The 12271-nt window shown below is 54.6% G+C and carries 12 protein-coding genes; 2 read left to right on the top strand and 10 right to left on the bottom strand.

Features of this window, described 5'->3' with window-relative positions:
* Nucleotides 1–116: 116 nt before the first annotated feature.
* Genes QJ48_RS13960 through QJ48_RS13950 form a run of 3 tightly spaced genes read right to left on the bottom strand, consistent with a single transcriptional unit; the run spans nt 117 to nt 2232 of the window.
* Nucleotides 117–599 (bottom strand): hypothetical protein, encoded by a 483-nt coding sequence (locus QJ48_RS13960; RefSeq protein ID WP_054974177.1) that lies wholly within the window; start codon nt 597–599, stop codon nt 117–119.
* Entirely contained in the window at nt 596–1864 is a 1269-nt protein-coding gene (locus QJ48_RS13955; RefSeq protein WP_054974176.1) for a DNA polymerase IV, read from the bottom strand. Before QJ48_RS13955 ends, QJ48_RS13960 begins: the two co-directional genes overlap by 4 nt.
* Nucleotides 1861–2232, bottom strand: a complete 372-nt coding sequence (locus tag QJ48_RS13950; RefSeq protein ID WP_054974175.1) for a hypothetical protein — start codon at nt 2230–2232, stop codon at nt 1861–1863. The genes QJ48_RS13955 and QJ48_RS13950 overlap by 4 nt, the downstream gene beginning before the upstream one ends.
* Nucleotides 2233–2524: 292 nt before the next feature.
* Here QJ48_RS13950 and QJ48_RS13945 point away from each other — a divergent pair, with 292 nt between their 5' ends.
* Nucleotides 2525–3064, top strand: coding sequence for a Crp/Fnr family transcriptional regulator (locus QJ48_RS13945; RefSeq protein WP_054974174.1), 540 nt, complete (start codon nt 2525–2527; stop codon nt 3062–3064).
* 40 nt (nt 3065–3104) lie between these two features.
* Here QJ48_RS13945 and hmpA read toward each other — a convergent pair whose 3' ends face one another.
* From hmpA to QJ48_RS13910, 7 genes are all read right to left on the bottom strand, one after another.
* Nucleotides 3105–4355, bottom strand: a complete 1251-nt coding sequence (gene hmpA / locus QJ48_RS13940; protein ID WP_054974173.1) for an NO-inducible flavohemoprotein — start codon at nt 4353–4355, stop codon at nt 3105–3107.
* Nucleotides 4356–4556: 201 nt separating this feature from the next.
* Complete coding sequence (locus tag QJ48_RS13935; RefSeq protein ID WP_054974172.1) at nt 4557–5912, bottom strand: nitrous oxide reductase family maturation protein NosD; 1356 nt, start codon at nt 5910–5912, stop codon at nt 4557–4559.
* 117 nt (nt 5913–6029) lie between these two features.
* Nucleotides 6030–6317, bottom strand: coding sequence for a stage VI sporulation protein F (locus QJ48_RS13930; protein WP_054974171.1), 288 nt, complete (start codon nt 6315–6317; stop codon nt 6030–6032).
* A gap of 145 nt (nt 6318–6462) precedes the next feature.
* Nucleotides 6463–8517: an ATP-dependent DNA helicase RecG gene (gene recG / locus QJ48_RS13925; RefSeq protein WP_054974170.1), complete on the bottom strand. Its 2055-nt coding sequence runs from the start codon at nt 8515–8517 to the stop codon at nt 6463–6465.
* 1 nt (nt 8518) lies between these two features.
* Entirely contained in the window at nt 8519–9370 is an 852-nt protein-coding gene (locus QJ48_RS13920) for a DegV family protein (RefSeq protein ID WP_054974169.1), read from the bottom strand.
* A gap of 61 nt (nt 9371–9431) precedes the next feature.
* Nucleotides 9432–11249, bottom strand: coding sequence for a DAK2 domain-containing protein (locus tag QJ48_RS13915; RefSeq protein ID WP_054974168.1), 1818 nt, complete (start codon nt 11247–11249; stop codon nt 9432–9434).
* A gap of 78 nt (nt 11250–11327) precedes the next feature.
* Nucleotides 11328–11690: an Asp23/Gls24 family envelope stress response protein gene (locus tag QJ48_RS13910; protein ID WP_054974167.1), complete on the bottom strand. Its 363-nt coding sequence runs from the start codon at nt 11688–11690 to the stop codon at nt 11328–11330.
* Nucleotides 11691–11882: 192 nt separating this feature from the next.
* Here QJ48_RS13910 and rpmB point away from each other — a divergent pair, with 192 nt between their 5' ends.
* Nucleotides 11883–12071, top strand: coding sequence for a 50S ribosomal protein L28 (rpmB, locus tag QJ48_RS13905; protein ID WP_010498258.1), 189 nt, complete (start codon nt 11883–11885; stop codon nt 12069–12071).
* The last annotated feature ends 200 nt before the right edge of the window (nt 12072–12271 follow it).

Here is a 12271-nt window from a genome sequence, read left to right as displayed (position 1 = left end):
TCAATTCCCTCCTTCTAAAACAATTACTTAAACTACCGTTCTCGACTTCTAAGTATAGCGCAGAAACGGTCTGCTCCGAAGCGGGACTTGATGGAAAAGACGGAAAAAGAGGCGATTCACCGGTTGTTTTTTACCAGCTTCTGAAGCGCTGCGATAAGATTTTTCGCATAAACTCCAATCTGCATGCTGATCTCATCCCGCATAAAGTCCTTGGTCATCATAAATCGGTCCTCATGGCCGCGGCAAATATAGCGATAATACAGCACAGAATCATCCTTCCCATCCTCGAACACTCGGATATTTCTTTCAACAAGATCTTTTTTGGACTGCTGCACATCTGCTCTTATCGTGTTAGCCAGTACTTTAGCGGCAGCGGAATACAGAGGCTTCAGTGTTTGAGACGACATTTCGACTTCCACGCTTTTCTTTTCCACAATTTTTAGCACAACGGGTAAAATGATAGATTTCCGCATCATCTCGAACTCTTTTTTTGTTGGAGGTGCAGTCTGCGGGAGAGCGGACATAGATTGTTCTTTATGCTGCGGAAGCATCATCCGGCTTGACTCCCACAATCCGTTGCCTTGGAGTTTCTTGCTCATTTATAATGCCCTCCGATTTTATGAGACCTCTCCAATGCTTGCCCGGAAGCTGTCCGCGATGACGCTCTTACGATCGCGGCGCTGCCGTAGCGCTCCTTGATTTGGTCCGTCACTTTATCCAAGGCTCTGGCTCGCACTTGATCTTCAAAAAGCGTCAATTGATAGGTCTGATCATCAATAAGGTTGCTAAGCGTTACGCCCATCCTGCGTATCGGCATTTTATCCCAGTACCGGTAAAATAACCGCTTGGCTGCCTCGTACACGGCGTTGGTGTTATTGGTAGGGTCAGGCATCTTCATTTGTCTCGAAAAGCCTGTAGGGGCTTCATAAGGGCTGCACATGCAGCTGACCGAAACGACCCAGCCCATATACCCCTTACGCCTGCAATCCCGGCAAACTTCTTCCGTCAGCTCCAAGAGTATCGTCTCCGCCTCGCTGTTTTGAGTATAGTCTCTAGGCAAGGTCATCATGTGGCCCACAGATTTAGGAGGGGTATGAAACGTGCCGGGCGTGACAGGAGAATCATCCAGACCGTTGGCCGTCCGCCACATCACCTCGGCGTGAATATCGCTTTGTTTCCCAAAACGGACCCGAAATTTTTCTTTTAAACGGGACAACGGTGTCCTCGCAATATCGCCAATGGTATACATTCCGAGCCGTGCAAAATGCGTCGTCATCCGGGAGCCGACGCCGAACATTTTATGTACCGGCTCCGGCCAAAGCCGTGTCTCCAGCTCCGATTTATGCAATGTACATATACCTGTCTTGCTTTTCTTTGCCCATATGTCCGTTGCGATTTTGGCAAGTATTTTATTTGAGCTAATACCGATTCTTATCCAGACGCCCGTTTGTTGAAGTACTTTTTGTTGTATAGATTTCGCAATGATCACGGGATCGCCAAAAATATGGAGACTTCCCGAAACATCGAGGAACTGTTCGTCGATCGAAAATATTTCGACAAGATCGGTATACTCCTTATAAATTTGAGTAATCATGAGGGAAACATCGATATAATGCTGCATACGAGGCCGCATGACGACGAGATCCGGGCACTTTTTCAAGGCTTCGCCTAACCGCTCAGCCGTAGTCACCCCGAAACTTTTGGCGATGGGACAGGCAGCTAATATAATACCTGATCGGCGTGCCGGATCACCCGCAACAACAACCGGCTTGTTCTTGCACCATGGATGCTCCGTCTTTTCTACGCTGGCGTAAAAGCTCTGGCAATCCGCCAAAAAAATAGTTCTTTCGCTTTTTCCCATCATTGTGACCGCCTCCGTAAGTTCGCCAGCATGGTCATAAGCTCTGCTTTTATCAGGCTTCTTAACATCTTAAAATGATGGATATAGCCGCGGATTTTATATTCGACGTCGATTCCAAGTCCATTCATTTCCGTCTTGATTATTTTAATATCGTGTGCCTTCATTTTGCGTTTGACGGTTTGCATTTCCGCATACACGGAGTTTTCGATGTCCTTTAAGTAAGAAATGACATGATTGTAGACGATTTTGTTCCGATACATGGTCAGTTCATCGATATCTCTTGCTAGCATATCGAGTAAAATAGGAAGCAATGTAAATTCCTTGATGATTTGAATATCTTCTTCCGTCTCGACTCTTGGGTTAGTATTCATCTTCACACCACCATGCGAACATACATTCTTGTTTGTATTATATACCGAACATACGTTCTTTATGCAAGATGAATTTCTTGGAAATTGCGGAGCAGCAGAAGCCGTCGTCGCCGAAAGAAACCGATGAACCCGCCCGCTTGCAGCCGCGCGTACGAAAAAAGGACACCCGAACGTCCTCCTCTAGTTCAGTTCACTATGAGCATATCCTCGGATCGTGCTATAATCGGAAAAAGAAAAGCGTCCCGCCTCGACAGAGACGGAACGCTAAAAATGGAAGCAAAGGTGAAGACGCATGCTGCTGCATAAAGGCGAAACGTTGTTTCGCCAAGGAGAAACCGGACCGCTGTACCGCATCAAGAGCGGCCTGCTTAAGATTGTCCGCATTCATGAGGACGGAAATCCGGTTCTGGTCAATATTATCGTTCCGGGCGAAACGATTCCTCATCATTCCTTAATCAGTCCGAAAGAATATTACGGGACCGCGATTGCGCTTATGACCTGCGAGATCGAAACGCTTCCCGCTCAAGAATGGTACGCCAAGCTCCAGCGGGAACCGCAAACGTGCCTTGAGATCGCCATGCTGCTGGAAAGCAAGCTGCGGATGATGCAGCAGCGAATCGATCAGCTGACGCAGATTACGCCGGCGGACAAGCTGGCGAAGCTGCAAACCTGGTTCGAAGCCTATATTGCCCCGGCCCGTTTGACCGATCTGCTGACACAGGAAGAAATCGGCCAGTTTATCGGGCTGCGCCGCGAGACGGTCAATCGTCTGCTTCGCGCTCAAGCAAGCAACCGCACCGCTTTGCAGGCCCGGGACGATAACAAGCGCTGACCGCTAAGCATACAGTTCCTCTGTTGATCCGAACCGCATTTTAGCGCTGTGCCGGAGCCGTTGGTTCTCCGGCTTCCTCCAGCGAGCCCGACGGTCCGAAAAACTCGTAACGCGCGTCCTCCTTGCGTACGCCCCATGCTTGCAGCATCCGGTTGACCGTCTTCATGAACGGCACCGGTCCGCAGAAATAGAACGCCGCATCCGGCGAAGGAACGACGGATTGCAGCCACTCCAGATCGATATAGCCCTCCTTGTGGAACGTACGCTCCGCCCGATCGGCAGCGGTCGGCGATTGGTAGCAAAAGCGGTACGAAAAGCCCGGATGCCTGCGAGCCAGCTCTTCCACCTCGGCGCGCATCGCGTGCGTCTCGCCGTTCAGGGCTGCGTGAACGAACGTGACCTGCCGGTCCGGCGCCGTTTCGCCGAGCGTTTTCAGCATACTGAGCAGCGGAGTCAGACCGACACCGCCGCTCAGCAATACGACCGGGCGCGCGTCGGAGGTGTCGAGCGTGAAATCCCCGGCGGGAGCCGTCAGCCATAGCGTGTCGCCTTCGCTCACGTGCTCATGAAGGAAGACGGACACTTTGCCCGCCGGGCGGTCCGGCGCGCTGTCCTCGCGTTTGACGGAGATGCGGTAATACGGCTTACCCGGCGCATCGGACAAGCTGTACTGCCGGATATGCGTATACGTCTCGCCGGGCATCTCCGGCTTTACGCTGACATACTGCCCGGGCTCGAACGAGGCAATCGCGCCGCCGTCAAGCGGAACCAAATAAAACGACGTAATGACGCTGCTTTCCTTTTGCTTGCGCTCCACCCGAAACGCGCGGAATCCTTCCCAGCCGCCCGCCTGCCGTTCGGCATGATCATACATTTCCGCCTCTACGCCGATGAAGGCGTCGGCAATGATGCCGTAGGCGGTTTCCCACGCCTGAAGCACCTCGTCCGTCGCTGCCTCGCCGAGCACCTCCCGCATGGCCGTCAGCAGCGTCCGGCCCACGATCGGATAATGCTCGGGCTTTACTCCAAGGCTCCGGTGCTTATGCCCGATCTGCTTTACCACAGGCAAAATGGCAGCCAAATTATCGATATGCACGGCGGCGGCATACACGGCATTAGCCAGCGCCGTCTGCTGACGTCCCTGCTTTTGGTTCGTATGGTTGAAGACGTTCAGCAGCTCGGGATGCTCGGTGAACAAAATTTCATAAAATCGCTTCGTTACTTCAGTTCCCTTCGACTCCAGAAGCGGGGCCGTCGATTGAATAATGCGGATCGTCTGTTCGTTTAACATCGTTATCCCTCATTTCATAAATAGCGGATTTCGTTACCTTCATGAGAAAGTATACAAGGACGCCCGGAACGTTTTTGTGATCTAGATCACATCAAAACAAAACGATTTGTGGCAAGACAGACAGCCGGTCGGGATGTTGATTTCTCCGACCGGCTGTCCGCTTGCCGAGTTATTTGATTCCGAGATTGTATGCTTCATAGGCTAAAAGCCCGTCTTCGACGTATCCTTCCCTTGATCGGCCAGCGTTTCGCCGTTACCCGTACCGGCATTGCCGTAAACCGTGTTATTTTCGCAGCGGCTGCTAGCGATCTGGATGGCGGCCGTTGAACAGCGGGACAGCATATTGCCTGTAACGAGATTGTGCCTGCTGAAGGAGCCGTCGCCATTCCCGGATGTTTCAAGCGTAATGCCGGTTTGTACCCGGCGCACATCGTTGCCCGTCACCGTAGTGACGTCGCTGTTCAGCAGGACGATGCCGCGCTCCGTCTGATCGATTTTGTTGCCGGAAACGATGTTGCCGAACGGCCGTTCGTCGTCTGCCGCGCCGTCGCCCGTCAGCGAGATGGCGGATTCTTTTGCCCTGGAAATGATATTATGGACGATCACGTTGTCCGTACAGTAATCGCGCAGCACGATGCCCTGCTTGCTCGCAAAAGCGCCGTTTTCCAGCCCTTCCGCCGATAAGATGTTGCCTTCGATCCGATGGTACGAGCTCGGCTTCAGCTTGGAGGATATCACAATAAAAGCATCCTCACATTGCTGCGCCACGTTATCGGAAACGATCGAATACGAGCTGCCTGCGGAAATATAGATGCAGGGCCTTTTCAACAAACGGAACCGGTTGTCCGTCAGCCGGAAATTCGCCGCCGACTCGGCAAAGATCCCATAGCCTTCGTATAAGCTTTCGGAGGCGAATAGCTGGAAGAACGAGCTTCCGCTGACCGAAACGTGCCGGCTGTCGTTAAACCATACGCCGTTTACGATGGTGGTGAAATGACAATTCCGAACGGTGACGTGCTCGCATTTTTCGAAATAAACGCCGCGTTCCGTCAACTTAACGTTAATCGGAGAAATAGAGCCCATGCCTTCGAAGCCAAGTCCCTCGACCGCATTTTTCTTCGTGCCGAGCCCCATCACCATGGATAGATTCGGCTCCGCCGCCTTCAGTATGGAGGCGCCCGGCCCGTCTCCGACCAAACGCACATTCGGCCTCAGCATAATGGAGGATCTCAGAATGTAGCGCCCGGGCGGAAAATAAACGGTCCCTCCCATGGGTGCCGCCGCTTCGACGGCCGATTGAATCGCCGGCGCGTCGTTTTGATCAAAACGACCCAAGCCCTGTGCTCCGTAGGTTTTCACGTTGATCCAGGCGACCGATTCCGGGCGAAACCCCGGATTCTGCATCGGATTGGGCATCGGCTCTGCCGCGGCCGTGCCGCTCCAGCCCGTACCGGCGGCCAGAATTATTCCGGCCGTCGCCGTGCCCATCGTGGCCAGCAGCTCGCGGCGGGACATTGCTTTGTCTTTGGATGAAGATGAAGATTCCGAAGTCGACATATCGTATATCGTTCCCCCTTCCACAATCTAGCAATCTATCAGCATTATAGCTTTCTCCGCTGCATTTGACAATTGGGCCGGAGCCCGGCGTTCCGACAAAAAAAAGAACATGCCCGCTTAGCGGAACATGCTCCACAGTTTAATCAGATGAAACGCATTGTTCGGATCGATTTTTTGCGAGATAACGAACTGAACGAGCTGCTCGGTCTGCTGCTCGGTGACTCTTTCACCCAGCACCTTCGTCAGCATGCCAACGAACCGACGAACCTTCACGCGGTCCTGCAAATCGTACTTCGTAACGCCCTGCAAAATCATTTTGACCCGTTCTTTCGTCTCCGGATTTTTCATCTTCAGCTTGATCCGCTCGACTTGCGCAGGGTCAAAGCCGTACTGCGTATAGCTCATGCCGCACACCTCCGCGTTCTTGCAAATAGGACTTACAACCACCATACAGTAGTAAGTCTATGTCGGAGAGCTTGGCCTTGTGTACCTATTTCTTCCGCTGTCTTTCCCTCTCGCCCCGCAGGCGAAGCGTCAAGCAGGCTATCGTCTAATCCAGCATCTCGCTTTCGAAGATGTGCTCGCGCTGCAAATAGTGACGGAGCGGCACGTAATCGGCCTCGGTCCAGAAATCCGGCTGCTTGACAAGCTCGGCCGCATCGTCTCTTGCCTGTTCCATCACCTCGAAATCGGTCACCATGTCGGCGAGCCGGAAATCCGGCACCCCGCTTTGCTTCGTACCAAAAAAATCTCCGGGGCCCCGCAATTCGAGGTCACGGCGCGCAATCTCGAAGCCGTCGTTCGTGTCCGTCATCGCCTTCAGCCGTTCCTTGCCGACTTCGTTCTTCGGATCGGCAATCAGCACGCAGTACGATTGGTGCTCGCCCCGTCCGACCCGGCCCCGCAGCTGGTGAAGCTGCGATAATCCGAACCGGTCGGCGTCATAGACGATCATCAGCGTCGCGTTGGGCACATCCACGCCGACCTCAATAACCGTCGTCGAGACCAGTACATGAAGCCGGCCTTGGCTGAACTCGCGCATCACATCGTCCTTCTCCGCCGGGGCCATCCGTCCGTGCAGCAGCCCGACTTTATACTCCGGAAAAGCAAATTGAAGCTGCGCGTGCACGTCAATCGCGTTCTGCACGTCGAGCTTCTCGGATTCTTCGATCAGCGGACAAATGACATACGCCTGCCGCCCTTCGGCTACCTCGCGGCGAATAAAGCCAAGGACGCGCTCCAGCATATTGTGCGTGACCGCATACGTCTGAATCGGCTTGCGTCCCTTAGGGAGCTCGCGCAGCGTCGAGACGTCCATATCGCCAAAAGCGGTAATCGCCAGCGTCCGCGGGATCGGCGTCGCGGTCATCGTGAGCACGTCCGGATTCATCCCTTTGCGGCGCAGAATGCTGCGCTGCTGTACGCCGAAGCGATGCTGCTCGTCCGTAACGACGAGTCCGAGCCGGCGGAAAAACACATCCTCTTGAATGAGCGCATGCGTACCGACAACGATGTCGATCATCCCCATCTGCAGCGAGCCGAGCACATCCCGGCGCTGACGCTCGGTCAAGCTGCCCGTCAGCAGCGCCGTCTGAATGCCGTACGGCTCGAACAAGCGGTCGAGCGAACGTTTGTGCTGCTCCGCAAGAATTTCCGTCGGCACCATCAGCGCGCCTTGATAGCCGGCTTTGACGACGGCAAAAAGCGCCACCGCCGCGACGACGGTTTTTCCCGCGCCTACATCGCCCTGCAGCAGGCGGTTCATACAGAAAGGCTGCTGCAGATCATGAAGAATTTCGGCCAGCACGTTTTTCTGGGAAGCCGTCAGTGTGAACGGCAGCGCGCGTACAAACGCGCGAACCGCCGGCAAATCTACGGGGTGCGCGACCCCGTCCGCCCGCTCGTGATTCAGCGTGCGGTACGCCTGCATCTTGAGCTGGAACAAGAACAGCTCCTCATACACCATCCGGCGTCTCGCCCGCTGTCCCTGCTCCATACTGCCCGGCAGATGCAGGAGAGCGATCGCCTGCTTGCGGGGCAGCAGATTGTATTTGCGCAGCAGCTTGCCCGGAAGCACCTCGGGAATGAGGTCGCCGAATTGCAGCAGCGCCTGCTTCGTCGTCTGCCGGAACCATTTTTGCGTGATCGAGCCCGTCACCGAATAAACCGGTTGTAGCGTGCCGGTCTGCGACGTACCGCGGCCCGGGAATTCGACCTCCGTCACGGTCAAGTGCAGCCGCTTCTGGTCCCATTTTCCGGTCAAGACGATGTCCGTACCGGCTGTCAGCTTGTCCTTCAAAAAATGCCGGTTAAACCAGACAGCCGTAATGAAGAGCGGATCGACCACGATTTTACAGGTCATGCGCGATTTGGTGCGCCCGTACATTTGCACTTGGGGAACCCCAGCGACCGTGCCCTGCACCGTAATCCGATCTCCGTCCTTCACCTGCGTCAAATCGCGAAGCGTGTAATCCTCGTAGCGAAAAGGATAATAATCGAGGAGCTCTCCGACGCTCGAGATGCCGAGCGCAAGCAGCTCCTCCGGCTTCTTGCCTTTGACGCCGGACACCTTCGTGACCGGAAGCGAATAAAGATCCAAGGTCATATCAGACCGGTATGGCAAAGGCCGCTACGGTTCTGGGTCCGACATGCGCTCCGATGACAGGCCCGATATGCGTGTATTGCACGCTGTTTACATCAAAATGCTGCTTCAGCAGCGAGAAAAATTCCTCCGCCGTCTCACGGCCGGTCGTATAAGCCATGATCAAATCGATCGGCTTGCCGGCAAAATCCTTCTGCAGCAGCTCGACGATCCGGTTCATCGCTTTCTTCTGTCCACGAACTTTATCGACGGAGTACACGACTCCGTCATCGTTGACCGACAGGATCGGCTTAATATTAAGCAAGGAGCCGAAGAGCGCCGCAGCCTTGCCGATCCGTCCGCCCTTATGCAAATACTCGAGCGTATCCACCAAAAAATAAAGTCTGATGTTTTGGCGCAGCGACGCAATCCGTTCCAAAATTTCCGACTTGCTCTTCCCCTGCTTTGCCGCCTCCGCGGCAGCTATGACGAGCATGCCGATGCCACAGGAAGCCGTACGGCTGTCCACCACCTCGATATCCGCCTTCTCGTCGATCATCGATTTCGCCACGAGGGCGGACTGGTAAGTGCCGCTCAACTGCGATGACAAATGAATCGAGATGATCGAGTCGGCGCCTTCGTCCGCCAGCCTCTCGTATACTTGGATGAAATCGGCCGGCGACGGCTGCGATGTGGTCGGAAAAATACCAGACGAGGCCAGCTTGTCATAAAATTGCTCCGGACCCATGTCAACTCCGTCGCGAAATGCCTCCGAGCCGAACAATACTTTAAGCGGCACCACCTCAATGCCGAGCCGCTCCCGCAGGTCGGCCGGAATATCCGCCGTACTGTCCGTTACAATACGAACCTGGCTCAATAGCCTCCCTCAATTCTTTGCAAAATTTTGATCTATAAGACATAGCGTCGAATCGAATCGCTTACTCTGCGGAAATAATGTAGTAATAGAGCGGCTGTCCACCGTCCTGCACTTCCACTTCTACCTCTTGATACGTTTGTTCGACATACCCGACAAGCTCCTCGGTCTGCTCCTGCACCGCGTCCGCTCCGGTATACAGGGTCACGATCTCCGCACCCGCATCCAGCATGGAGTCAATCAGCTTTTTGCAGGAATCGACGAGGTCCGGAGCCGAGGAAACGATGCGGCCGTTGTGAATGCCGATATAATCGCCCTCTTTAATCTCGATCCCATCCATTTGCGTATCGCGTACGGCATGGGTGATTTGACCGGCCTGTACCTGCTGCAGCGCCTGCTGCATTTCGTCGATGTTTTCTTCGGGAGCTGCCTCCTCCTGGAAGGCAATGACAGCGGCAATGCCTTGCGGAATCGACTTGCTCGGAATAACGACAACCTGCTTATCTTCGACAAGCTCCACGGCCTGCTGAGCAGCCAGGATGATGTTCGAATTGTTCGGAAGCACGAACACGGTTCTCGCTTCGACCTCGCTGACGGCGCGGACGATATCTTCGGTGCTCGGGTTCATGGTCTGTCCGCCATGCAGAATCCGGTCGACGCCCAAGCTGCCGAAAATACCGGAGATGCCTTCCCCCGCAGATACGGCGACAAAGCCATACGGCTTCAGCTCGCGGGACGGGGCATTCGCCGCAGGGACGGACGGCTCGCCGAGTTCGAGCTCCCTGGCCGCGTCCAGCAAATGCGTCGCCTTGGCCAATGCCGCGACCGCGCCGGACGCTCCGGCCTCCTCCATCAGAAGATGGGTATGCTGATCGCGCATATTTTCAATTTTGATACGGCTGAGATCCCCATAGTTCTGGGCCAGATTCATAACGCTGCCCGGGAATTCGGCGTGGATATGCACTTTGACCAGATCGTCGTCGGCCACGACAAGCAGAGAATCGCCGAAGGCGGACAGCTCCTCGCGGAACAGGGCCTCGTCAAACTTGCGGCCGTTCAGCTTGCCCGGGTTCAGCGTCACCATAAACTCCGTGCAATATCCGAACTCGATATCCTCCGTCGCCAGCTTCGCCTGCGCGCGCTCATGACCGGTAAAATCAAGCGGCGTCGCCACGGGCTCAAGCGTCTCCTCGAGCGGCTGCACCGCGCCAAAAGCGACGTACGGCATATCGGCTGGTTCCTCCGCCGGCGCTTCCTCCTCCATGTCCAGAACGGACACAAAGCCCTCGTAGATATACACAAGCCCCTGTCCGCCCGAATCGACGACGCCCACCTGCTTCAGCACGGGAAGCATGTCCGGCGTTTTGGCCAGCGCCTCTTTCGCTTGATCCAGCAGTTCCGCTATGACGACAGCGACATCGGGCTGCCGCTTGGCGGTCTGTACGCCCTGCCTTGCCGCTTCCTTGGCTACGGTCAGAATCGTACCTTCCACGGGCTTTACGACGGCCTTGTAGGCCATATCCACGCCGTTCTGGAACGCTGCAGCCACCTGCTGGGCGTTGGCCGAAGGCAGGTCGGATACGGCTTTGGCGAAACCGCGGAACAACTGCGACAGAATCACGCCCGAGTTGCCGCGGGCGCCCATCAGCAAGCCTTTAGCAAGCGCTTCCGCTGCTTTACCCAAGTGGTCCGACGGACGGCGGCGAAGCTCTTCCACCCCGGAAGTCAAGGTCAAATTCATATTCGTGCCCGTATCGCCGTCCGGTACCGGAAAGACGTTGAGCGCATTGACCCGCTCCGCGTTCGTCGTCAGCCTATGCGCTCCCGCTTCTACCATTCGGATGAAATCTTGTCCATTCATTTCTTTTAAGCGCTTACTCAAAAAGACCGTTCCCCTTTCGCTATAACCCTGTCGGCGATCCATAACATGTTTCGGCCACAACCGCTGTCATCACAGGTCTCATTCCGCAATCCTCACGCCTTGGACAAAAATGTTCACGTTAGCCACTTGAAGACCCGCCACTTCCCCGAGCATGTATTTTACTTTGCTCTGCACGTTATGCGCCACGACCGAAATTTTCGTGCCATAGCTGACGACGATATATAAATCAATAGTCAGGACATCCTGCTCGTCGCGGTGAACCTCGACGCCCCGGCGCAAATTGTCCCGGCGCAGCAGTTCGGCAATACCGTCCTTGAATTGATTGCGCGAAGCCATCCCGACAAGTCCGTAGCAGTCCAGCGCCGCCGAACCCGCAAGGACGGCGATTACTTCGTCCGTAACGTAGATTTTTCCATATTCTGAAGCCAGTTCGATTGTCATCTCCATACAGCTCCTTCGATCCCAAAATTAGCATGGACTACGAATCATTGTACTATATTCGCCGCAAGAAATAAATAAAACTCGGGCTGCAGGGGAAGAAAACGAAGAAGCTGCGTTGACGGCGTTTGGGCCGCTGTGATATGATGTTTAAGTGTGTTTTTGAAGCGTGTATGCTTTAAGGAGGTGTAATCAATGTCCCGCAAATGTTTTATCACAGGTAAAGGCCCGGGTACCGGCAACCATGTATCCCACGCGAACAACAAAGCGAAACGCACTTGGGGTGTCAACGTTCAAAAGGTTCGCATTCTGGTCGACGGCAAACCGAAACGCGTTTGGGTGAGCACGAAAGCTCTGAAATCCGGAAAAGTAACTCGCGTGTAATCTGCGTTCGCAGACAAAAAGCACCTGGCTCAGGTGCTTTTTTTAGTTGATAAGCATGAATTCGCATCAACCTTAACAAAACGCGCTTGTCTTGCTGACAAGGACGGCTGAGCCGTTGATCCCGGGTGTGGCGCCTGCCCTAGCCCGGCAGCCGGGCCTAAGTATGATCGAGCGTACCTTCAGTTTTTGCTGAATGTATT

This window comes from Paenibacillus sp. A3 (assembly GCF_001399685.1).
In the GTDB taxonomy this organism is placed as follows: Bacteria; Bacillota; Bacilli; order Paenibacillales; family NBRC-103111; genus Paenibacillus_G.
The sequence above is the reverse complement of the archived record's forward strand: the minus strand, read 5'-3'. Positions and strand labels throughout refer to the sequence as shown.